At 65.8% G+C, this 21,150-nt stretch carries 22 protein-coding genes; 11 read left to right on the top strand and 11 right to left on the bottom strand.

The genetic code is table 11. The features are described from left to right. The 4 genes from uvrB to IVB50_RS15005 form a co-directional block, all read right to left on the bottom strand. Positions 1–2,957, bottom strand: a 2,957-nt coding sequence (gene uvrB / locus IVB50_RS15020; protein WP_247296243.1) for an excinuclease ABC subunit UvrB, incomplete at its 3' end; no start/stop codon positions are given. 101 nt (positions 2,958–3,058) lie between these two features. After that, positions 3,059–3,289: a hypothetical protein gene (locus IVB50_RS15015; protein ID WP_018453534.1), complete on the bottom strand. Its 231-nt coding sequence runs from the start codon at positions 3,287–3,289 to the stop codon at positions 3,059–3,061. Between the two features lie 58 nt (positions 3,290–3,347). Then, complete coding sequence (locus tag IVB50_RS15010) at positions 3,348–3,575, bottom strand: hypothetical protein (protein ID WP_007596778.1); 228 nt, start codon at positions 3,573–3,575, stop codon at positions 3,348–3,350. Between the two features lie 123 nt (positions 3,576–3,698). Further along, entirely contained in the window at positions 3,699–4,616 is a 918-nt protein-coding gene (locus IVB50_RS15005) for a LysR substrate-binding domain-containing protein (RefSeq protein WP_018453535.1), read from the bottom strand. Between the two features lie 122 nt (positions 4,617–4,738). Between IVB50_RS15005 and IVB50_RS15000 the strand changes: the two genes are divergently transcribed. The 3 genes from IVB50_RS15000 (at position 4,739) to IVB50_RS14990 (ending at position 6,557) form a co-directional block, all read left to right on the top strand. Then, the gene (locus IVB50_RS15000; RefSeq protein ID WP_026232549.1) at positions 4,739–5,518 is read left to right on the top strand and encodes a sulfite exporter TauE/SafE family protein; all 780 of its coding nucleotides are present in this window, start codon (positions 4,739–4,741) and stop codon (positions 5,516–5,518) included. After that, complete coding sequence (locus IVB50_RS14995; protein WP_018453537.1) at positions 5,515–5,745, top strand: hypothetical protein; 231 nt, start codon at positions 5,515–5,517, stop codon at positions 5,743–5,745. Before IVB50_RS15000 ends, IVB50_RS14995 begins: the two co-directional genes overlap by 4 nt. A 113-nt stretch (positions 5,746–5,858) precedes the next feature. Continuing rightward, positions 5,859–6,557, top strand: a complete 699-nt coding sequence (locus IVB50_RS14990) for a glutathione S-transferase family protein (protein ID WP_018453538.1) — start codon at positions 5,859–5,861, stop codon at positions 6,555–6,557. Between the two features lie 69 nt (positions 6,558–6,626). On the opposite strand, the gene IVB50_RS14985 is transcribed toward IVB50_RS14990, so the two are convergent. Then, positions 6,627–6,818 (bottom strand): cysteine-rich CWC family protein, encoded by a 192-nt coding sequence (locus IVB50_RS14985; RefSeq protein WP_083926324.1) that lies wholly within the window; start codon positions 6,816–6,818, stop codon positions 6,627–6,629. A gap of 114 nt (positions 6,819–6,932) precedes the next feature. On the opposite strand from IVB50_RS14985, the gene IVB50_RS14980 reads away from it, so the two are divergent. The 3 genes from IVB50_RS14980 (at position 6,933) to IVB50_RS14970 (ending at position 10,146) form a co-directional block, all read left to right on the top strand. Next, the gene (locus IVB50_RS14980; RefSeq protein ID WP_247296240.1) at positions 6,933–8,522 is read left to right on the top strand and encodes a DUF1800 family protein; all 1,590 of its coding nucleotides are present in this window, start codon (positions 6,933–6,935) and stop codon (positions 8,520–8,522) included. A 2-nt stretch (positions 8,523–8,524) separates the two neighbouring features. Continuing rightward, positions 8,525–9,742 carry a DUF1501 domain-containing protein gene (locus IVB50_RS14975; RefSeq protein ID WP_026232550.1) on the top strand — a complete coding sequence of 406 codons (1,218 nt, stop codon included), beginning with the start codon at positions 8,525–8,527 and terminating at the stop codon, positions 9,740–9,742. 80 nt (positions 9,743–9,822) lie between these two features. Further along, positions 9,823–10,146 carry an antibiotic biosynthesis monooxygenase gene (locus IVB50_RS14970; protein WP_007596764.1) on the top strand — a complete coding sequence of 108 codons (324 nt, stop codon included), beginning with the start codon at positions 9,823–9,825 and terminating at the stop codon, positions 10,144–10,146. 18 nt (positions 10,147–10,164) lie between these two features. On the opposite strand, the gene IVB50_RS14965 is transcribed toward IVB50_RS14970, so the two are convergent. From IVB50_RS14965 to IVB50_RS14940, 6 genes are all read right to left on the bottom strand, one after another. Then, positions 10,165–11,106, bottom strand: a complete 942-nt coding sequence (locus tag IVB50_RS14965) for an aldo/keto reductase (protein ID WP_018453541.1) — start codon at positions 11,104–11,106, stop codon at positions 10,165–10,167. Between the two features lie 274 nt (positions 11,107–11,380). Beyond that, positions 11,381–11,836 carry a GNAT family N-acetyltransferase gene (locus tag IVB50_RS14960; RefSeq protein WP_018453542.1) on the bottom strand — a complete coding sequence of 152 codons (456 nt, stop codon included), beginning with the start codon at positions 11,834–11,836 and terminating at the stop codon, positions 11,381–11,383. 66 nt (positions 11,837–11,902) lie between these two features. Next, a complete protein-coding gene (locus tag IVB50_RS14955; RefSeq protein WP_018453543.1) occupies positions 11,903–12,715 on the bottom strand; it encodes a PAS-domain containing protein in 813 nt (270 codons plus the stop codon). Between the two features lie 129 nt (positions 12,716–12,844). Beyond that, positions 12,845–13,039 carry a hypothetical protein gene (locus IVB50_RS14950; protein ID WP_247296251.1) on the bottom strand — a complete coding sequence of 65 codons (195 nt, stop codon included), beginning with the start codon at positions 13,037–13,039 and terminating at the stop codon, positions 12,845–12,847. A 37-nt stretch (positions 13,040–13,076) separates the two neighbouring features. Beyond that, positions 13,077–13,253, bottom strand: a complete 177-nt coding sequence (locus tag IVB50_RS14945; RefSeq protein WP_007614766.1) for a hypothetical protein — start codon at positions 13,251–13,253, stop codon at positions 13,077–13,079. Positions 13,254–13,404: 151 nt separating this feature from the next. Continuing rightward, positions 13,405–14,055, bottom strand: a complete 651-nt coding sequence (locus IVB50_RS14940) for a glutathione S-transferase family protein (protein ID WP_018453545.1) — start codon at positions 14,053–14,055, stop codon at positions 13,405–13,407. Between the two features lie 491 nt (positions 14,056–14,546). Between IVB50_RS14940 and IVB50_RS14935 the strand changes: the two genes are divergently transcribed. The 5 genes from IVB50_RS14935 (at position 14,547) to IVB50_RS14915 (ending at position 21,101) form a co-directional block, all read left to right on the top strand. Beyond that, positions 14,547–15,749: a pyridoxal phosphate-dependent aminotransferase gene (locus IVB50_RS14935; protein ID WP_007596745.1), complete on the top strand. Its 1,203-nt coding sequence runs from the start codon at positions 14,547–14,549 to the stop codon at positions 15,747–15,749. Positions 15,750–15,909: 160 nt separating this feature from the next. Beyond that, positions 15,910–16,389 (top strand): DUF992 domain-containing protein, encoded by a 480-nt coding sequence (locus tag IVB50_RS14930; protein ID WP_026232551.1) that lies wholly within the window; start codon positions 15,910–15,912, stop codon positions 16,387–16,389. 168 nt (positions 16,390–16,557) lie between these two features. Beyond that, positions 16,558–18,606, top strand: coding sequence for an elongation factor G (locus IVB50_RS14925; protein WP_026232552.1), 2,049 nt, complete (start codon positions 16,558–16,560; stop codon positions 18,604–18,606). Between the two features lie 358 nt (positions 18,607–18,964). Then, complete coding sequence (locus IVB50_RS14920) at positions 18,965–19,237, top strand: helix-turn-helix transcriptional regulator (RefSeq protein WP_007614761.1); 273 nt, start codon at positions 18,965–18,967, stop codon at positions 19,235–19,237. A gap of 109 nt (positions 19,238–19,346) precedes the next feature. Continuing rightward, on the top strand, positions 19,347–21,101 hold the full coding sequence (locus IVB50_RS14915) for a SulP family inorganic anion transporter (protein WP_247296238.1): 1,755 nt from the start codon (positions 19,347–19,349) through the stop codon (positions 21,099–21,101). Positions 21,102–21,150: the final 49 nt, after the last annotated feature.

The raw sequence follows: 21,150 nt of genomic DNA, 5'->3' as shown, positions 1-21,150 counted from the left end.
CCCCTATGCCCCGGCGCCCCACCGCTCGACCTCGGCGATGGCCCGAACTCCGGCCCTGACTGCCTTGAATCCGTCGGCTGGATGATGCGGCTCTCGCCACCGAACGGCTTCGACGGCAGCGCGCGGTCGCCCCGATATGGCAACGATTCCGGGCCGTGCATCTCGTCGAGATGCGGCTTGTGGATTCGCGAGCCCTTGCTGCCGCTGGCCTTGAGCGCTGTGGCGGCGCTCTTGTTCTTCAGCGCGCTGACCGGCAAATTGGCGGCGTCGCCGTATTTCTTCGCGCCCGCATAGGCTCCGGCCTTGCCCTGCACCGTGCGCTGCTTGACGGTGGGATCGTCGACCACCGCGAGCTCGGTGGCGCGCAGGCGCTTGACCTCGTCGCGCAGGCGCGCGGCTTCCTCGAAGTTCAGATCGGCGGCGGCCTCGCGCATCCTCGTCTCGAGATCGCCGAGCACGGCTTCAAAATTGTGGCCGATCGAGATGACGTCGTCGGTCATGTCGTGGCCGCCGATCTCGACCAGCACGTGATCGCGCTCGTAGACGCTGTTCATGATGTCGCCGATCGACTTCTTGATGCTCTCCGGCGTGATGCCATGCGCCGTGTTGTACTCGACCTGCTTCTCGCGGCGGCGGTCGGTTTCGGCGATGGCGCGCTCCATCGATCCCGTCATCTGGTCGGCATAGAGGATCACCTTGCCGTCGACGTTGCGCGCGGCGCGGCCGATGGTCTGGATCAGCGAGGTTTCGCTGCGCAGGAAGCCTTCCTTGTCGGCGTCGAGGATCGCGACCAGCGCGCATTCGGGAATGTCGAGGCCTTCGCGCAGCAAATTGATGCCGACCAGCGCGTCGAACGCGCCGAGCCGCAGATCGCGAATGATCTCGATGCGTTCGATGGTGTCGATATCGCTGTGCATGTAGCGAACGCGAATGCCCTGCTCATGCAGATATTCGGTGAGATCCTCCGCCATGCGCTTTGTCAGCACCGTAATCAGCGAGCGATAGCCGGCCTGCGCCGTGGCCCGGACCTCGCCGACGAGATCGTCGACTTGGGTGCGGGCCGGGCGGATGTGGACCGGCGGATCAATCAGACCGGTCGGGCGAATCACCTGCTCGACGAACACGCCGCCGCTCTCGTTGATCTCCCAGGCGCTGGGCGTCGCGGAGACCGCGATGGTCTGCGGCCGCATCATGTCCCATTCCTCGAAGCGCAGCGGGCGGTTGTCCATGCAAGAGGGCAGCCGGAAGCCATATTCGGCGAGCGTCGCCTTGCGGCGGAAGTCGCCGCGGAACATGCCGCCGATCTGGGGAACGGTGACGTGGCTCTCGTCGGCGAACACCAGCGCGTTGTCGGGCACATATTCGAACAGCGTCGGCGGCGGCTCGCCGGGCAGGCGCCCGGTGAGATAGCGCGAATAGTTCTCGATGCCGGCGCAGCTTCCGGTTGCCTCCATCATCTCGAGGTCGAAGGTGGTGCGTTGCTCCAGTCTTTGCGCTTCCAGCAGGCGGCCCTGGTCGTGGAGCTGGTCCAGCCGCATCTTCAATTCGGATTTGATCGACTTGATCGCCTGCACCAGCGTCGGGCGCGGCGTCACATAGTGCGAGTTGGCGTAGATCTTGATGAATTCGAGCTCGTCCTGCTTGTGGCCGGTGAGCGGGTCGAACTCCTCGATGGTCTCGACGGTGTCGCCGAACAGGTTCACGCGCCAGGCACGGTCTTCATAGTGCGCCGGGAAGATGTCGATGACATCGCCGCGCACGCGAAATGTGCCGCGGGTAAAATCGGCCTGGGTGCGCTTGTACTGCAGCGCGACGAGGTCGGCGATCAGCTGGCGCTGGTCGATGCGCTCGCCCTTCTTCAGGGCAAAGGTCATCGCGGTGTAGGTTTCGACCGAGCCGATACCGTAGATGCAGGACACCGAGGCAACGATGATGACGTCGTCGCGTTCGAGCAGCGCGCGCGTCGCCGAGTGGCGCATGCGGTCGATCTGCTCGTTGATCGAGGAGTCCTTTTCTATGTAGGTGTCGGTGCGAGGGACATACGCTTCCGGCTGGTAATAGTCGTAATAGCTGACGAAATACTCGACCGCGTTGTCGGGGAAGAAGCTCTTGAACTCGCCATAGAGCTGGGCGGCGAGCGTCTTGTTCGGTGCCAGGATGATGGCGGGCCGCTGCGTCGCCTCGATCACCTTGGCCATGGTGTAGGTCTTGCCGGAGCCGGTCACGCCGAGCAGCACCTGCGAGCGGTCGTTGCGGTTGATGCCCTCGACCAGCTCGGCGATCGCGGTTGGCTGGTCGCCGCGCGGCTCATAATGCGACTTGATCTCGAAGCGCACGCCGCCTTCGGACTTTTCCGGGCGCGGCGGCCGATGCGGGGTCCACACCCTGGTGGAGCCGTCGTCCTTGCGGAACTCCGGCCGGCCCTCGCGGATCAGCGATTCCAGCGCGTCGGCGGTGGCCTTGACGCCGAGCGCCTCCATCTTGCTGCGCGGCGGACGAGCCAGGGCTTCGGCATCGTCCTCTTCCGTCGGGAGGCCGAGCTGACGCGCCAGTTCCGGATCGAGCGTCGGTATCGTGGCCGCGGTTCCGTAATTGGCCTGCGGCGCCTCGTCGAAGCCCGCGTCGCGGGCGCCGGGCGGCTGCGGATTGGGCCGCAGCGGCATTGGCCTCGTATTGTCCTGCGGAAACTCTTTCGGCGTCGAGGCCCGCGCGCGATGCGCGGCGGCCTCGCCTCCGGAGCGGCGATCGCGCGAATTGTCCGGCGGCGGCTGCAGTCCGGTGCCCGATCCGAGCCCGGCACCGCCGCGATTGATCGCGGGATTGAGCAACTCGGCCAACGCCGGCCCGATCGGCTGCACGTCGGGGCGAGACGCCTTGGAATTCGGCGCCTTCGCGTTCGGAGCCTTGGCCTTGGGGGATTTGCCGGATTTTTCGGAGGATGCAGGTTTCTTCGCCATGCTCCGAATATGGGGCGAGTCCGCCTCGCAATAAAGAGCGAATGCCCGGCAATGCTCAGACTGCTGACAGCAGGTTGGCAGCAGGCCTTGGGATCTTGCGATCAGGCCGCCGGCAGCGGTCCCTCATCGTCCCCGGCTGCCTGACGCGGCTCGAGGATGTCGAGATGGATGCCGCCGCAATCGGTGCAGCGCATGGTCCAATACTCGCATCCGGCACGGCCGCCGATCACGCGGAGCACCGTGAGATCGCCCTCGCATTCCGGGCAGCTGGACAACACATTGCGGGTGTAAATCCTCGGCCGCGGCGTGTCTTCGAATTCGATGACTGACATGACCGATTTCCCCCTTTGACCCTGCGCCGTTCCTTGGTTCGCCTGCAGTCCCGCTCGCTTATTCGTCGTCGCTGTCGTCGGCCCGCCGGCGGAAGCGATCGATGTGGTGCTTGGCATGGGCAATCGCGGCATCGGGATCAGGCCAGGCGAAGCCGACTTCCATGGCCGGAAACAGCACGCCGTCGATGGCAACCGGGCTGAAATCGGCACGCCGGATCCGGGCGTGCCACAGCCCCTGGCCAGCTTCGAAGGATTCGATGTCAAAGCCGTCGTAAAGGGTCGTCATTGCAGTCCCCAAAATGTTTTATTCGAGCGCCTTGTTGGAGGGTCAGGGGACCACGTTTGCGGATTCTGGGATGTGAAGCCGTTCACAAGCGGCGGGCTTTTTTGCCAAAGTCCGATAGCAGCGTCAGTTCCGCGCGCTGGTGCGGCCGGGCCGCCGGACGGGACGGGCGGCGGGTTCCGACGCCGCGCGCATGATCCACCGGCGGAACGCGGCAAAGTCGCGCTGCTCGGTCTGGAAGCTGCGATAGAGCAGGTACCAGCGCATGCCCTTGGGCACCGAGAGCTCGAATGGCGCCACCAGCCGGCCGGCGGCGAGGTCGTCGTCGATATAGGGTCGGATGCCCATGGCGATTCCGAGCCCGTCGGCGGCAGCCTGAAGCGCCTGGCCGTAGAACTGGAACTCCGGTCCCCGCGCGTTGACGCGCGCGAGGTTTGCGGCCTTGAGCCAGATCGGCCAGTCCTCGGGCGAATGCGCGACGCGGATCAGGCTCGGTGCCTTGAGATCGGCCGGGCGCTTCAGCGAGGAGGCGAGGCGGGGCACGCAGACCGGCGTGAGGTCGCCGGCGAACAGCGGCTCGGCCACCAGCCCCGGCCAGTCGCCGGTGCCGAGCTGGATGCCGCAGCTCCAGTCCTCGCCGAACGGCACCGACGCGCCGCCGGTGGTGAAGCGCACCTCGATGTCGGGCTCTTCGCTGCGAAACTCCGACAGGCGCGGGATCAGCCAGCGCATCGCAAAGGTGTGGCCGATGCCGATGGTGAGCACGCGGACGCTCGAGGGCGCCGTCACCTGCGCGGTGAGGCTTGCGAGCGCATCGAAGATCGGCGTCAGCCCGCTCTGATAGGCGCGGCCCGCCTGCGTCAGCAGCAGCTTGTTGGCCTTGCGCTCGAACAGCGCGACGCCGAGCCGTTCTTCCAGGATGTGCACCATGCGGCTCACGGCGGCTGCCGATACGCTCAGCTCGAGGCCGGCCGCGGCAAAGCTGCCGGCCCGCGCCGCGGCCTCGAATGCCTTGATGCCGTTGAGAAACAGCAAGCGCCGCAAATGACCGACCCTCAGGAAAGCTGATGCCAGGCCAAGATAACTCAGTTTGCGTAGACGGGGCAAGCGGGGCACGTTTCCTTCGCTTCGCGCCGCGAGCGGGGAGAAGGTCGGGAGATTTTTACGTGACGCCCATCATGATCGCTGCCCTTGGATTGCTGATGGTCGGCACCGCGTTCCTGTCGGGGCTGTTCGGCATGGCGGGCGGGCTGATCCTGATCGGCGTGCTGCTGGCCTTGATGCCGCTGCCGACCGCGATGGTGCTGCATGCGATCACGCAGATGACCTCGAACGGCTGGCGCGCCTTTCTCTGGCGGACGCATATCCGCTGGCGCCCGGTCGCGAACTATATGGTCGGCGCGGCCGTCGCGCTCGCGGCGTGGTCGCTCACGCGCTACGTACCGGACAAGCCGGTCGCGCTGCTGCTGCTCGGGATCACGCCGTTCATGGCCCGGCTGCTGCCCGCCAACATCAAGCCGGATCCCGACCGTCTCTGGCAGGGCACCGTCTACGGCACGATCTGCATGGGCCTCATGCTGATGACCGGCGTGTCGGGGCCGCTGCTCGACACCTTCTTCCTCGGCGGCGATTTCGGCCGGCGCGAGAAGGTGGCGACCAAGGCGATGTGCCAGCTCGTCAGCCATTTCAGCAAGCTGATCTATTTCGGCGGCGTGATCGACCAGGCGGCGACGCTCGATCCCGTGCTCGCGGCCGTCGCGATCGCAGCATCCATGCTCGGCACCACGCTGGCGCGGCGCATCCTCGAAGCCATGACCGATCAGCAATTCGTGGCCTGGTCGATGAAGCTGATCACCACCATCGCCTGCTACTATATCGCCTATGGCAGCTGGCTGCTGGTCCGCACGCCGGTGCTGGCAGCCTTCGACAAGGGAGGTTTGCAATGAGCGAGACTGCCGACCCGCTGGTGCTGGACTTCGTCGAGTGGGTTGCGCGCGAGCCCCGCGCCTATGCCGAGGTGATCGCGACCTGGAAGACGTCGTGCCCGCGCCTCACCATCTGGGAAGACGCCGCCGACCGCGGCTATGTCGCGCGCGAGACGCTGCCCGGAATGGGGCTGGTGATCGCGGTGACGGAGGACGGCGAGAGGCTGCTGCGCACGAACGGGCGCTAGCTCTCCACATCCGTCGTTGCGAGCGCAAGCGAAGCAATCCAGAATGCTTCCGCGGCGGCAGTCCTGGATTGCTTCGCTTCGCGTGCAATGACGGAATACCGGGAGACCCTTTCATGTCGCTCAAACTCTTCGAACTCGTCGGCACAGACGCCTCGCGACCGTTCAGCCCGTTCTGCTGGCGCACGCGAATGGCACTGGCGCACAAGGGCCTTTCGGCGGAAACGTTGCCCTGGCGCTTCACCGAGAAGAGCGCGATCGCGCCACATGGCTCGGAGAAGGTTCCGGTGCTGCTGCATCACGACCAGCCGGTGGTCGATTCCTGGACGATCGCGATCTATCTCGAAGACAAGTTTCCGGATCGTCCGTCGCTGTTTGGCGGCGAGGGCGGGCGCGCCATGGCACGCATGCTCAATGTCTGGGGCGACATCGCCATCGTCGGCGGCATCTTTCCATTGATCATCGCCGACATTCCCAACAATCTGGATGAGGTCGACGCCGCCTATTTCCGCCAGTCGCGCGAGGCCCGTTTCGGCGGCAAGAGGCTGGAAGAGATCATGGCCAGCCGCGATGCCGGCGTGGTCGCCTTCCGCAAATCGCTCGAGGTGATGCGGCAGACCCTCAAGAAGCAGCCCTTCATCGGCGGCGCCGCACCGAACTATGCCGACTACATCGTGTTCGGCGGTTTTCAGTGGGCGCGCGCGACGAGCCCGTTCAAGCTGCTGGAAGCGGACGACCCGGTTTACGCCTGGCGCGAAAAGCTGCTGGATGCGTTCGACGGCATGGCACGGAAGTCCCCGGGGCATCCAGTGTAGTTGTCGCGAGCCGTCTCTCCTCAACGTCGTCCTGGCGAAAGCTAGGACCCATACCGCGGACGCGGAGGGTTATGTTGCCTCCGCCGCCGCACGCAAGCACGCCCGGCACAAGCAATCCTCGCCCTTGACCGGCATCGGCAGCCGCGCCGTTTCTTCCGCGCACCAGCAGGTGCCGGAGAGGTCGCAGCCGAACTCGGCGCCGCAACGAGAGCAGGCGAGGCGGCGGGGTTGCTGCGCCGGAATGTCTTGCCGATTTGTCATGATTTGCGCAAAAGCCGGGCTGTCGTTTTCATGCCGGGTTCATCTCCCGCTGCGGTATATTAGGCCTCGCGCACGTATCGGGAAAGCGGTTGGCAGCGCGCGAAGGACATATCGATGGCCCGCGATTCGCAAGCCGCGCTCGTCGCGCTCAACCGTTTCGGCTTCGGCGCCCGCGGCGGCGCATCCGGCGATCTCATCAACGCGGCCTCCGATCCTCGCGGCTTTGTGAGGGCGGAACTCACTCGTCCCAACGGTGTGCTGCTGGAGGCGCCGGGCCTGCAATCCGCGCCGCAGCTCGGGCAGGCCGTGTTCGCCTATCAGGATCAGGTCAAGCAGGCGCGCGAGGCCGCCGCGAAGGCCGGCGCGCCGACTGAAGCGCCGTTGCAAGCGCCGGCCGATCAGAGGCCCGGACCGCGCCGCAATCTCTCGCTGAACGCCGTGGCAACCGAGATCGCCGGCCAGATGGCCGAGGCCAAGCCCGGTAACAATAAGCCGGCTGACAACAAGCCGGCGGACAATATGGCCAAGCCGGACACTATGCAGCCCAACGCGGCCGCGCCGCCTGCCGCAAAACCCGCCCCGCAGCCGCTCAACGTCATCCAAAAAACCTTTCGCGCCGAGGCACTGGCGCGGTTGCAGCGCGCGACGCTGGTCGAGTGCGGCTTCACCGAACGGCTGGTCGTGTTCTGGTCCAACCATTTCTGCATCTCCGCCAGCAAGGGCGAGCTGGCGCGGATCTGGGCCGGTGCGTTCGAGCGCGAGGCGATCAGGCCGCATGTGCTCGGACGTTTCGCCGACATGCTGAAAGCGGTGGAGCAGCATCCGGCGATGCTGTTCTTCCTCGACAACCAGCAATCGCTCGGACCGGACTCGCGCGCGGGCCAGAACCGCAAGCGCGGGCTGAACGAAAATCTCGCGCGCGAGATCATGGAGCTGCATACGCTCGGCGTCGGCGGCGGCTATACGCAGGACGACGTCACCTCGCTCGCGCGCATCATCACCGGCTGGACCTTTGCTGGCCGGCAGGGACAGCTGGGAGCGCCCGGTTCGTTCGTGTTCAACGTCAATGCGCACCAGCCCGGGCCGCAAATGCTGCTCGGCAAGACCTACGAGCCGACCGGCCTTGCGCAAGGCGAAGCCGCCCTCGCGGACATCGCACGCCATCCCTCGACCGCGAGCTTCATCGCCACCAAATTCGTCCGCCACTTCGTCGCCGACGATCCGCCGCCGGCGCTGGTGGCGCGACTGCGCGATGTCTTCATCAAGACCGACGGGGATCTCAAAGCGCTGGCAACCGCACTGGTCGATTCCGACGAGGCGTGGAAGGCGCCACTGACGAAGATGCGCAGCCCTTATGATTTCCTGGTCGCGAGCGGCCGGCTGCTCGCGCGCGTGCCGGAGGATCCCGGCGCCTATCTCAACAACCTCAATCTGCTGGGCCAGCCGCTGTGGTCGCCGGCCGGCCCGAATGGTTTCGCCGACACCAATGCCGCCTGGGCTGCGCCGGAAGGCATCAAGCTCCGGCTCGACATTGCCGCGCAAATGGGCGCGCGGCTTGGGCCCAACATCGACCCGCTCGATTTGTTGGAATTTGCCGCCGCGGATGCGGCCTCGATCGAAACGCGGCGGACCATCGAGCGCGCGGAGTCGCGGCAGCAGGCGCTGGCGCTGCTGTTGATGTCGCCCGAAATGCAGAGGAGATGATGATGATCGACTGCGTCGAGAACCGGCTCCTCACCTCGCGGCGCGGCCTCCTGCTTGGCGGCGCCTCGTTCGCGGCCTGGGCTTACTTGCCGAAATTCGCGCGCGCCGCGGATGGCCGCGATCCTCGCCTGATCGTGGTGATCCTGCGCGGCGCGCTTGATGGGCTTTCGACCGTCGCGCCCGTCGGCGATCCCGATTATGCCGGCCTGCACGGGGCGATCGCGCTCACGGCGGACGGTGCGCATCCCGCGATCATGCTCGATACTTTCTTTGCGCTGCATCCGGCGATGCCTGAGTTCGCACGCATGTATCGCGACAGGCACGCCGCGGTGATCCACGCGGTCGCGACGCCCTATCGCGACCGCTCGCATTTCGACGGCCAGGACGTGCTCGAAAGCGGCTATGCCGGCCCGGGGCGCGTGCAATCCGGTTGGCTCAACCGCGCGCTGGAAGCGCTGCCGCGCGGCGAGCGGGTGTCGAGTGCTCTTGCCGTCGGCCCGACCACGCCGCTGGTGCTGCGCGGCAATGCGCCGACCGTCGGCTGGGCGCCGGTGGCGCTGCCGCAAGCCGATGACGACACCGCAATGCGTCTGGTCGAGCTCTATCGTCACCGCGATCCCGCGCTGGCGGCTGTGCTGTCGCAGGGCCTTGCGCTGGAAAAGGCCGCGAGCGGCGACGACATGAAGCCGAAGCCGGGCAACGCGGTCGCGCAGATGCGGCAGGTCGCGCGCGGCGCCGCAAAACTGATGGCGTCCGACGACGGCCCGCGCATCGCGGCGCTCGCGTTCGATGGCTGGGACACGCACGCCAATGAAGGCGGCCCTGTCGGTCGCCTCGCATTCCTGCTCGGCGGGCTCGACGGTGCGCTCGCCGAGTTCGAAAGCGGCTTAGGGGAACGCTGGCGCGACACCGTCGTCGTGGTCGCCACCGAATTCGGCCGCACCGCGCGCATCAACGGCACAGACGGCACCGATCACGGCACGGGAACGATCGCGCTGCTCGCCGGCGGCGCGGTGAAGGGCGGCCGCGTCATCGCCGACTGGCCCGGCCTCAAGCCCGCCAACCTTTTCGAGGCCCGCGACCTCAAGCCCACCACCGATCTGCGCTCCGTGATCAAGGGCGTGCTGCAGGGCCAGTTCGGCCTGTCGGATCGCGTGCTGGCCGAGACGGTGTTTCCAGATAGCGCAAGCGCACGTCCGATGAAGGGGTTGGTTGCTTAACCTACGATTCCGGGGCCCGCACCTTGCGGCGCGTCCCGGAATGACGACATGATCGGCCGAACGTCAGGAGACCATCACCCATGTACATCGCCATGAACCGCTTCCGCGTCGCCAAGGGCTCCGAGGCTGCTTTCGAACAGGTCTGGCTTTCGCGCGATACTCATTTGGACAAGGTGCCGGGCTTCGTCGAGTTTCATCTGCTGCGTGGCCCCGAGCTCGAGGATCACACGCTGTACGCCTCGCACACGGTGTGGGCGAACCATGCGGCGTTCGAGGCCTGGACCAAATCGGATGCCTTTCGTGCCGCGCACGCGCGGGCCGGCGACACCAAGCCGACCTATCTCGGCCATCCCCAGTTCGAGGGCTTCGAGGTGATGCAGACGGTGGGGCGCGGCGCCAAGTAGCGCGCGCCGCCGCAAAGATCAGCCCAGCGTGATCTTGTCGATCTCCGCCATCTCCTCCGCACCGAGTTTCCACGCAATCGCCTTCACGTTCTCCTCGACCTGCGCGACGCGGGTGGCGCCGGCAATCACGCTCGACACTTGCGGGCGCGCGGCGAGCCAGGAGAAGGCGAGCTCGAGCATGCTGTGCCCGCGCGCTTTCGCAAATGCCGTGAGCTTCTCGACGATGTCCTCGTTGCGCGGCGTGACATAGCGGTCGCGTAATGCCGGTACCTTGCCGAAGCGCGTATCGGTCGGGGCGGCCGCGCCGCGCTGGTACTTGCCGGTGAGCAGCCCGCTTGCGAGCGGGAAGAACGGCAGCAGGCCGAGCTTGTACTCTTGTGCCGCCGGCAGCAGATCCTTTTCGATGTCGCGCACCAGCAGGCTGTATTCGTCCTGGCAAGAGACGAAGCGGCTGACATTCATCGCGCGCGCGGTGAACTCGGCCTCCGCTAGGCGCCAGGCCGGAAAATTGGAATTGCCGATGTAGCGCACCTTGCCTTGACGGACGAGATCGTCGAGCGCGCGCAGCGTCTCCTCCATCGGAGTCAGCGGGTCGTAATCGTGCTGCTGATAGAGATCGATGTAGTCGGTCTTGAGCCGCGTCAGGCTCGCCTCGACTGCGTTCATGATGTAGCGGCGCGAAGCGCCCTGCTTGGTTCCGTCGGCCGCCATCGGCTTGGAGAATTTGGTGGCGAGCACGATCTCCTTGCGGCGGTCGCCGAGCACGGTGCCGAGCACCGTTTCCGAACCGCCCATGCCGGCATAGATGTCGGCGGTGTCGAACAGCGTGATGCCGAGATCGAGCGCGCCGTGGATCACCTTGCGCGAGGTCTCCAGGTCCGTGCGCTGGCCGAAATTGTTGCAGCCAAGCCCGACCGCAGACACGCGCAGGCCGGAGGCGCCGAGATTGCGAATTTCCATGGGAGATCCCCGTCGGAGATGGGCAGGGGCGCATTGTGACCGCGGTGCCCCGCCGCAGCAAGCCGTGCGCCGCGTTGCTGCCATGCTGACAAGGCTGCCGACAAGGACTGCCGACAAAAAAATGCGGCCCCTGTCAGACGCGGCGACTGACGGGGACCGCTTTGGGGCGCTTGATCGGTGACGGGGGGCTGACCAGACGCAGCTGCAGCCTAGTCCCGCTATGTTACGCGCAGGTGACAGACAGAGTTATCCACAGGCGGCGCGATCGCGAGGATCAGAAGATCTTGCGATAGACGATGAACCCGGAACGCTCGGCGACCTTGTCGTACAGGCGCTGCGCCGTCACGTTGGTCTCGTGCGTCTGCCAGTACACGCGCGGCGATCCCATGAGCTTTGCGCGCTCGTAGACGCCGTGGATCAGCGCCGAGCCGACGCCCTTGCCGCGCGCGGCCTCGGTCGTGAACAGGTCCTGCAGATAGCAGGACGGCTCGATCGCGGTGGTGCTGCGGTGAAACAGGTAATTCGTCATCCCGAGCAGGCGGCCGTCACTCTCGGCGACCAATCCGTGCACCGGCTCATAGGCATCGAAAAAGCGCTGCCATGTCACGCGCGTGATTTCGGGCGAGAGCGCGGTCGGACCGGAGCGGCCGTAGAAGGCGTTGTAGCCGTCCCACAGCGGCAGCCATTGATCGTAGTCCTGCCTGGTGACGGGGCGAATGGTGAGCGACATATGAAATTCCCGCGATCGATGAGGCGTCCTTCATACGTGATGATGGACGTGCTGATCAATCGCGCATCACTCCGCGACGCGCAGATACCGGATCAGCTTGCGGCCCGCGGGATCGCGCAGCGAGCGGTAGTAGTCGGCGCGGGACGGCGCATCGGTGTGGCGCACGAGGTCGGTCACCGGCGTGTAGCTCAGCATGCGGCCGCCGTCGGGCAGCGCGGCACAGACGAAGCGCAACACCTCGCCATTGCGCAAGGCGATGTTGATCGGCGTGGCATCGCCGATCCGGACCATCTCCATGCGCTGAGCGATGAAGGTGCCGAGTTCGTCCTCGGGCAATTCGAACGCGCCGGTGTCGCGGCCGTGATACATCAGCGCGACGAACGGCGGCTTGCCGTCGGCGATGTCGTCCGGCACCGCAAAATAATCGCGGAACGCGCGGTTGATGAATTCGGCGCGCGTCTCGGCATCGAGCAGCACGATGCCGATATCGACCTGGTCGAGCGCGGCCGACAGCCGCGCGGCGATGGCGTGACTCCGACGCTCGGCGGCAAACGTGCCGAGCAGCCGCTGGCGCATCAGGCCGGTGATGCCTGCGGTGCCCGCGGCCGTCGCGGCCAGGAGGCCGAGCTGGATCATATCCGCCGTGGTAAGGCCTGCAACGCCGTGCCGGCTGAGGAGCAGCAGTGCCGCGCCGATGACGGCGATGGCTGCGCTGGCGACGGCGGAAGCGGGACCCGAGAGCGCGCCGGCGAGCGCCACGATGCAGACGAGCAGCGGCGCGGGCCAGGGAGTGGGGACGAAGCGATCGAAAAACACCGTCAGCAGCAAAGTCGCTGCCGTCAGCGCCGGACCGGAGATCGCACGCCATCCCAACCGCATGGGGCTGTCTCGCTCCTTCCTGAACGAGGTAAGGCGGCAACACTGACCGAACATTGCGCCATTGCGATGCGGTTTCGCGCGGTGTGCTTAAGGTGCGCTTTGGGTCTCGCGCAAAGCTTTCGGATGATTTTAGACCAAGTGCGCGTGCTTGAGACGTTGTTGCAGCGCGGGCGCATTCAGCTTCGACGTCCCCTGGCCCTTGCGCGTGCCGACGAAGATCAACAGCGATGCCGCGACCAGGATGGCCGCGGTCAGGGTGATTGCAACGATGACCACAGGTGATTTCATCGACGTCCTGTCGCGCTGCCGGTCGGCGCGGGCCATGCGGCGCCTTGAAGGCGGGTCCAGGATGAAGCGGGAATCAGACCGGCAGGCCCATCGCCATGGTCGCCTTGGTCGACAGCACCGTCAGGGTGACGATCAGGCACAACGAGAGCGCGGCGACGGCGAGCGAGGCCGCGACCGCGTTGGTCAGCCGGGAAGACGAAACGGTAGCGGGTGGGCCCTGAAAGCCTGCCGTGCCGGACGCCCGAATCATGGTCTAAATCCTTCAACGCGCGAGCGAATCACCCGCGACATCGAACAATTTCACTGTTGCAATCGGCAATATTGCGGCGGCCAATCGAGCGAAAATGGCGAGATTGCGGCAATGGTGACCTTTATGCCCGCTATTTGCCAGAGCTCGCCCCTCAGGCACCAGCGGCGATGCTGGCGGGGTCCTCGATGTCGGCCGGCCGCCAGTCCATTGCGACGTAGCCAGGCGCCGCTTCCACGCGCTTCAGCCAGTCCCGGATCGCCGGGAAGGTCGAGAGGTCGAAGTCGCAGCGGTCGGCGAGGTGGGTATAGCCGTACAGCGCGATGTCGGCGACCGTGAGCTGGCGGGCGGCGAAATAGGCGTTGGTCCTGAGATGATTCTCCATCACCTGGAGCGCGCCATAGCCGCGCTCCATCCAGTCCTCCAGCGAATGAGTCTGGAGGTCGCGGCCGCCCCTCACCAGCGACAGCCAGAAATAGGCCGCGCCGATGTTCGGCTCCAGCGCGTGCTGCTCGAAGAACATCCATTGCAGCGCGTCGGCGCGATCGATGCGGTTCTCCGGCGCGAGCGGCGTGCCGACGGCGACGTACCAGAGAATGGCGTTGGACTCGGCGAGATAGCGATCGTCGCCGACCTCGAGCAGCGGCACCTGGCCGGATGGGTTCTTGGCCAGGAAGTCCGGGGTGCGGCTCTCGCCGCGCAGAATGTCCACCTCGACCGCTTCGTACGGCAAGTTCAGCAGCGCCAGCGCAAGGCGGACCTTGTAGCTGTTGCCCGAGCGCTGCATCGAATAGAGCTTGTACATTCTGGGGATGATTCCGGACGACGGGAGGGCGCGGCGCTTGTTGCCCCGCAACGCGGCTAAACAATGATGCCGATGCGAATCCGCCGCAAGACCCGGCCAATAGAAAAACTCGAAAACCCTACCGCATTGCAATGCGGCGGAAGATCATTTCCGTGCGACCATCCAACTCAGTTCACGCTTGCGTCAACGCGCAAGTGCGTTGCTCGACGCGATGTGTGCGAGCACCGCGGTCGCGTCTTGGGCACTGAAGCTTCCGCATCGTCATGGCCCGCAAAATTGCTCCGAGGGCACGCGTTGTCGGATATAAGGGGTTTGCGCGGCAAAGTTACGGAATATTGCGGGAAATCGCGGCTCGAAACGCCAGACACGTAAACTTTTGCGGGATCGGACCGAAGTTTCTTGCGGTGCAACGGCACTCGTTTTAGGGTGGTTCATTCCCACAATCGGAGTCGTGAAGCCAAAGGGCTCACGACGCTTGTCAGGAGATGACGATGTCCTTCCTTGCCGCTGCGCTCGACCGTGTGAAGCCGTCCGCGACCATCGCGGTCACGGATAAAGCACGTGCGCTGAAAGCGGCGGGCCGCAACGTCATCGGTCTCGGCGCCGGCGAGCCCGACTTCGACACGCCCGCGAACATCAAGCTGGCCGCGATCCACGCCATCGAAGCCGGCAAGACCAAGTACACCGCGGTCGACGGCATTCCCGAGTTGAAGGAAGCCATTATCGCCAAGTTTCAGCGCGAGAACGGCGTCGTCTACAAGGCGAACCAGATCATCGTCGGCACCGGCGGCAAGCAGGTGCTCTACAACGCGCTGATGGCAACCATCAATCCGGGCGACGAGGTGATCATCCCCGCGCCGTACTGGGTCAGCTATCCCGAGATGGTGGCGCTCGCCGGCGGCGAGCCGGTGCCGGTGGTCTGCACCGCCGCGACCGGCTTCAAGCTCCAGGCCGAGGCACTCGAGCGCGCGATCACGCCGAAGACCAAATGGGTGATCCTGTGCTCGCCGTCGAACCCGACGGGAGCTGCCTACACCAGGACCGAGCTGAAGGCGCTCACCGACGTGCTGGTCAAGCATCCGCATGTGTGGGTGATGACCGACGACATGTACGAGCACCTCGTCTATGACGACTTCCAGTTCACCACGGTCGCGCAGGTCGAGCCGAAACTCTACGACCGCACGCTCACCGTGAACGGCGTGTCGAAGGCCTATTGCATGACCGGCTGGCGCATCGGCTATGCCGGCGGTCCGGCGCAGCTCATCAAGGCGATGTCGACGATCCAGTCGCAGTCGACCTCGAACCCGTCGTCGATCGCGCAATGGGCCGCGGTTGAGGCGCTGAACGGTCCGCAGGACTTCATCCCCGCCAACAACAAGGTCTTCAAGGAGCGCCGCGATCTCGTCGTCTCCATGCTGAACCAGGCCAAGGGCATCGAGTGCCCGCGGCCCGAGGGCGCCTTCTACGTCTATCCGTCCTGCGCCGGCACCATCGGCAAGACCGCGCCGTCGGGCAAGGTGATCGACAATGACGAGACGTTCGTCACCGAACTGCTGGAGACCGAAGGCGTCGCCGTGGTGCAGGGTTCGGCCTTCGGCCTCGGCCCCGCGTTCCGCATCTCCTACGCGACCAAGACCTCGGACCTCGAAGACGCCTGCAAGCGCATCCAGCGCTTCTGCGGCAATCTGCGCTGAACTCACAGACATGAAGTGACATCAAAGGGCCCGCGCAATGCGGGCCCTTTTTCTTTCAAGTCTGCACGATCTGGCGCCACCGGAACTGTTGTGGCATAGACCATCGCGCGGCGTGTGCCGCGCCTCCATGCTCGCATCACATTCATCGCCGGAGATATTCATGCGCCGTTCACTCCTCCTCGCCGGGCTTGCCGTTGCGAGCCTCGTCGCCTCCGTTACGGGCGCCAGCGCGCAATCGCGGATGGTGCAGGTGGGCGTGCTCGAATGCCGCGGCGGCGCCAGCGTGGGCTTCATCGTGGGATCGGTGACCCATCTCGGTTGCGTGCTGCGCGTCGATGGTTTGCCGGACGACCGTTACGTTGCGACGATCCGCAAGGTCGGTCTGGATATCGGCATCACACAGGAGACGGCTTTGGCGTGGGGCGTGTTCGCGCCGGTGAACCGGCTCGGCCCGGGCGACCTCGCCGGCAACTACGCCGGTGCGCAGGGCAGCGCCTCGGTCGGTGTCGGTCTCGGCGGCAACGTGCTGGTCGGCGGCTCCAACAATTCGATCGCGCTCCAGCCGCTCAGCGTGCAGGGCCAGGTCGGCCTCAACGTCGCCGCCGGCCTCGAGAGCCTGGAACTCCGCCCGGGACGTTGAGACTCGGCGCCAGCCGAAGCGCTCCTCCTCAACCTCTCTCCGGGAGAGGAGGAAATACCGACGACGCACCGCAGCGATTTTTGATGCTTGCCAAATCTCGGGGACGGGCAGAGCATCAGCGTTTGCCGACCCAATCATGGGCCGAGCTCCACACCAAGGAGGCGGCGAATGGGACAAGACGTCAGAAGTCCCCGAGGTCCACGGTGCATCGCGCTGGTGGGCCCTTTCCAAAGCGGTAAAACCACACTTCTCGAAGCCATCCTGGCGCGAACGGGCGCAATCCCGCGCGCCGGCAGCGTCGATGCCGGAACCTCCGTCGGCGACGCCACGCCAGAGGCCCGTCATCACAAGATGACCGTCGGGCTGACTGCCGTCACCACGAGTTTCATGGGCGACAGCTACACCTTCCTCGATTGTCCCGGTTCCGTCGAATTTGCCCACGACATGCGCGCCGCGCTGCCTGCGGTCGATGCCGCAATCGTGGTCTGCGAAGCCGACGAGAAGAAGCTGCCGCAGCTTCAGATCATCCTGCGCGAGCTGGAGGAGCTGGAGATCCCGCGTTTCCTGTTCCTCAACAAGATCGACCGCGCCAACAAGCGCATCCGCGAGACGCTCGAGATGCTCCAGCCCGCCTCGCGCGTACCGCTGGTGCTGCGTCAGATCCCGATCTGGAAGGACGAACTGATCGAGGGCTTCGTCGATCTCGCGCTGGAGCGTGCGTTCATTTACCGCGAGCACAAGGCCTCCGAAGTGGTCGCGCTCCAAGGCGGCGATCTCGATCGCGAGAAGGAGGCCCGCTTTTCGATGCTGGAGAAGCTCGCCGATCACGACGATGCGCTGATGGAGCAGCTGCTCGAGGACATCCAGCCGCCGCGCGATGCCGTGTTCGACGATCTCGCCCGCGAATTGCGCGACGGGCTGATCTGCCCCGTGCTGCTGGGCGCCGCCGCACGCGAAAACGGCGTGCTGCGTTTGATGAAAGCGTTGCGCCACGAGGCGCCCGGTATCGCGGAAACGGCAAAACGTCTCGGCGTTCCCGAAACGAGGGACGCCCTCGGCTTCGTCTTCAAGACGTTGCATTCGCAGCACGGCGGCAAGCTGTCGCTGACGCGCATGCTCGCTGGCCATCTCGACGACGGTGCCACGCTGCAAGCCTCCTCCGGAGGGGCCAGCCGCATCTCCGGCATCCTCGCCGTCACCGGGGCCTACGACACCAAGCGTACCGCGGCGGAAGCCGGCGATACGGTGGCGCTCGCCAAGCTCGACCCGATCAAGACCGGCGACACGGTCTCGAGCGGCAAGATCCAGCCGGCAGCGCTAACCGCCGTAGAACCCACTCCGCCGGTGCTCGCGATCTCGGTTGCGGCCACCGACCGCAAGGACGACGTCAAGCTCGGCCAGGCGCTGATGCGGCTGCACGAGGAGGACCCCTCGCTCGTCTTCGTGATGAACGCGCAGACCCACGACACCGTGCTGTGGGGTCAGGGCGAGATGCACTTGCGCGTCGCGAGCGAGCGGCTGCGCGATCGTTTCGGCGTCAAGGTCGCTTCGCATCCCCCCGCGATCGGCTATCAGGAAACCATCCGCAAGCCGATCGTCCAGCGCGGCCGCCACAAGAAACAGTCTGGCGGGCATGGCCAGTTCGGCGATGTCGTGCTCGACATCAGGCCGCTGCCGCGCGGCGAGGGCTTCAAGTTCGCCGAGAAGGTGGTCGGCGGCGCGGTCCCGCGCAACTACATCGGCGCGGTGGAAGAGGGGGTCATCGACGGGCTCGCCCGCGGCCCGCTCGGTTTCCCGGTCACCGATTTGCAGGTGACGCTGACCGACGGCTCCTATCATAGCGTCGATTCCTCCGACCTCGCCTTCCGCACGGCGGCGCGGGTCGGGCTCACCGAGGGCCTGCCGCAATGCCAGTCGGTGCTGCTGGAGCCGATCCATGTGGTCGAGATCGTCTGCCCGACCGACGCCACCGCCAAGATCAATGCGATTCTGTCGGCACGGCGCGGCCAGATCCTCGGCTTTGACACCCGCGACGGCTGGAGCGGATGGGACTGCGTCCGCGCCATGATGCCGGAAGCCGAGATCGGCGAATTGATCGTTGAGTTGCGCTCGGCCACGGCAGGCGCCGGCAGCTTCACCCGCCAGTTCGACCACATGGCCGAAGTCACGGGGCGCGCCGCCGACCAGATCATCGCAGCGCATCAGCACGCGGCGTGATCGGTCTGCCGAAGTAAGGGACGCATCACTGTCTCACTCCCTCTCGCCGTTCTTACGGGGAGAGGGGTGGGGTGACGGGCTTCACAATGGGCGTGGCGAAGGTTGGACTCACGCTGCTCCTCCCAACCGTCAGTGTGAGCGCAGCGACTTGTCCGCCGAAGCTTTAGCGAAGGCGGAAGCAATCCAGTCTTTCCGCGGAGGAATTCTGGATTGCTTCGTCGCTTCGCTCCTCGCAATGACGGTGGAGACGGATGGCTCGCATGGCGAGCTTCCCCTTGCGTTCGGTCGTTTATGATGTATTTTACATCATTGTGCATGCTCCAGACATCATTTATAATCTTTCATACGTGAGGCCAAGGTGATCACGTCGTTCCAGATGCGGGCAGCGCGTGCGCTGCTCGGCATTGACCAGAGGGCCTTGGCGGAGCTCGCAGGCGTTTCGCTGCCGACCATTCAGCGGATGGAGGCGAGCACCGGCAATGTCCGCGGCGTGGTCGAGACCTTGATGAAAGTGGTCGAAGCCTTTGATCGCGCCGGCGTCGAGCTGATCGGCGAACAGGCGCGCAGCGAAGGCGGCGGACGCGGCGTTCGGCTCAAGGAGCCGGGGCCGCCGCGTCGGGTGGGAGCATGATCCCGCAATGATCATGCTCGGGAGCAGTCTTAACTAACGCACCGTCGCGCCCCGATACGCGGCCGCACGATGCATCGGAGCGTTGTGGGCAGCGGAGCATTTTGCTGAAATGAGCATCACAGGCGAACACGCAGGCAAGCTGCACCAGCCTCGTCGGCCGACCTTTACCGAACTCTATCTGCCAAAGCTCGTCACCGTATGGCGCGAGGGCTATGGCTTATCGGATTTCCGTGCCGATGTGTTCGCGGGCCTCACGGTCGCGATCGTCGCGTTGCCGTTGTCGATGGCGATCGCGATCGCTTCGGGCGTGACGCCGGACCGCGGACTCTACACCGCTGTTGTCGGCGGCTTCATTGCGTCACTGCTCGGCGGCAGCCGATTCCAGATCGGCGGTCCGGCCGGCGCCTTCATTGTGCTGGTTGCGGCGACCGCCGACCGTCACGGGGTTGACGGCGTGGTCCTGGCCACGCTGATGGCGGGCCTGTTCCTGATCGCTGCGGGCTTCCTGCGGATCGGCACCTATATCAAGTTCATTCCATATCCTGTGACGGTTGGCTTCACGGCCGGCATCGCCGTCATCATCTTCGCCAGCCAGCTGCGCGATCTCGGCGGGATCACGCTCCTCGCGAAGGAGCCCAGCGAATTCGTCCCGAAACTCGTCGCGCTTGCCGGGGGCCTGCACACCGTCAATCCGTCGGCCGTCGCGGTTGCGATCGTCAGCATTGCCATCATCGCCGGCCTGCGACGCTGGCTGCCGTCCTGGCCCGGTATCCTGATCGCGGTCGTGCTCGCGGCGGTCGCATGTGCCGTGCTGTCGCTGCCGGTCGAGACCGTCGGATCGCGCTTCGGCGGCATTCCGCGGGAACTGCCCTCGCCAGCCTTGCCTGCATTCTCGCTCGCGAAGGCGACCGCCGTGCTGCCCGATGCGATCTCCTTCGCACTGCTCGCCGCCATCGAATCGCTGCTGTCGGCGGTGGTGGCCGACGGCATGACCGGACGCCGTCACCGCTCCAATTGCGAGCTGGTGGCGCAAGGTGCCGCCAATGTCGGCGCGGCGGTGTTCGGCGGCATCTGTGTCACGGGGCTGATCGCGCGCACGGCGACCAACATCCGCGCCGGCGCGCGGGGGCCGCTCGCGGGCATGCTGCATTCGGTTTTCCTGCTGCTGTTCATGCTGATCGCAGCGCCGCTCGCGAGCTACATCCCGCTGGCCGCGCTCGCCGCCGTGCTCGTCGTGGTGGCCTGGACCATGGCGGAGAAGCACGAATTCGCGACGCTCCTGCGCTCGTCATGGGGCGATGCCGTCGTGCTGCTCGCAACCTTCCTGCTCACCATCTTCCGCGATCTGACCGAGGGCATTCTGGTTGGCTTCGCGCTTGGCGCGGTCCTGTTCATCCATCGCATGGCGGAAATGACGGGCATCGAGGAACGATCGCCACTGGTGGCCGCCGATCGTCCCGATGACGATAATGGCGGGCGCGTGCCTTACGACCCCGCACTCGCGGTCGATCGCGACGTGCTGGTCTATCGCATCACCGGCGCGTTCTTCTTCGGCGCGGCCTCGGCGATCGGCAGCGTGCTCGACGGCATCGCCGACAAGCGCAAGGGTTTTATGGTCGATTTCGCCGACGTGCCGTTCCTGGATTCGACCGCGGCCAACGTGCTCGGCCGCGTCGCCGCCAAGGCCCACCGCCAGGGCATCCGGCTGTTCATCACAGGGGCGTCGCCTGCGGTCCGCCGTGCGCTGCTCACCCATGGCGTCACGCCGCCACGCGCGCGCTATCGCGAGACCATCGCGCGTGCGGTCGCCGACATCAAGGGCGGCGCGGCGCTGCCCGCGGGTGGTGAGGCGGGCACGACCTGACGTCGAGCCTCTCCCGAGACGGCCCCGCGCGCTTGACAGCGCCTGCGGG

The sequence above is a fragment of the Bradyrhizobium sp. 87 genome (assembly GCF_023073015.1).
GTDB lineage: Bacteria > Pseudomonadota > Alphaproteobacteria > Rhizobiales > Xanthobacteraceae > Bradyrhizobium > Bradyrhizobium canariense_D.
This window is presented reverse-complemented; position numbering and strand designations above follow the sequence as displayed.

What these genes read in the sequence shown, in the direction of transcription:
- IVB50_RS15015 (WP_018453534.1), bottom strand. Translation starts at nt 3,289, where the DNA reads ATGTCAGTCATCGAATTCGAAGACACGCCGCGGCCGAGGATTTACACC.
- IVB50_RS15010 (WP_007596778.1), bottom strand. Translation starts at nt 3,575, where the DNA reads ATGACGACCCTTTACGACGGCTTTGACATCGAATCCTTCGAAGCTGGC.
- IVB50_RS14995 (WP_018453537.1), top strand. Translation starts at nt 5,515, where the DNA reads ATGAGCGAGACTGCCGACCCGCTGGTGCTGGACTTCGTCGAGTGGGTT.
- IVB50_RS14990 (WP_018453538.1), top strand. Translation starts at nt 5,859, where the DNA reads ATGTCGCTCAAACTCTTCGAACTCGTCGGCACAGACGCCTCGCGACCG.
- IVB50_RS14985 (WP_083926324.1), bottom strand. Translation starts at nt 6,818, where the DNA reads ATGACAAATCGGCAAGACATTCCGGCGCAGCAACCCCGCCGCCTCGCC.
- IVB50_RS14980 (WP_247296240.1), top strand. Translation starts at nt 6,933, where the DNA reads ATGGCCCGCGATTCGCAAGCCGCGCTCGTCGCGCTCAACCGTTTCGGC.
- IVB50_RS14975 (WP_026232550.1), top strand. Translation starts at nt 8,525, where the DNA reads ATGATCGACTGCGTCGAGAACCGGCTCCTCACCTCGCGGCGCGGCCTC.
- IVB50_RS14970 (WP_007596764.1), top strand. Translation starts at nt 9,823, where the DNA reads ATGTACATCGCCATGAACCGCTTCCGCGTCGCCAAGGGCTCCGAGGCT.
- IVB50_RS14965 (WP_018453541.1), bottom strand. Translation starts at nt 11,106, where the DNA reads ATGGAAATTCGCAATCTCGGCGCCTCCGGCCTGCGCGTGTCTGCGGTC.
- IVB50_RS14960 (WP_018453542.1), bottom strand. Translation starts at nt 11,836, where the DNA reads ATGTCGCTCACCATTCGCCCCGTCACCAGGCAGGACTACGATCAATGG.
- IVB50_RS14955 (WP_018453543.1), bottom strand. Translation starts at nt 12,715, where the DNA reads ATGCGGTTGGGATGGCGTGCGATCTCCGGTCCGGCGCTGACGGCAGCG.
- IVB50_RS14950 (WP_247296251.1), bottom strand. Translation starts at nt 13,039, where the DNA reads ATGGCCCGCGCCGACCGGCAGCGCGACAGGACGTCGATGAAATCACCT.
- IVB50_RS14945 (WP_007614766.1), bottom strand. Translation starts at nt 13,253, where the DNA reads ATGATTCGGGCGTCCGGCACGGCAGGCTTTCAGGGCCCACCCGCTACC.
- IVB50_RS14940 (WP_018453545.1), bottom strand. Translation starts at nt 14,055, where the DNA reads ATGTACAAGCTCTATTCGATGCAGCGCTCGGGCAACAGCTACAAGGTC.
- IVB50_RS14935 (WP_007596745.1), top strand. Translation starts at nt 14,547, where the DNA reads ATGTCCTTCCTTGCCGCTGCGCTCGACCGTGTGAAGCCGTCCGCGACC.
- IVB50_RS14930 (WP_026232551.1), top strand. Translation starts at nt 15,910, where the DNA reads ATGCGCCGTTCACTCCTCCTCGCCGGGCTTGCCGTTGCGAGCCTCGTC.
- IVB50_RS14925 (WP_026232552.1), top strand. Translation starts at nt 16,558, where the DNA reads ATGGGACAAGACGTCAGAAGTCCCCGAGGTCCACGGTGCATCGCGCTG.
- IVB50_RS14915 (WP_247296238.1), top strand. Translation starts at nt 19,347, where the DNA reads ATGAGCATCACAGGCGAACACGCAGGCAAGCTGCACCAGCCTCGTCGG.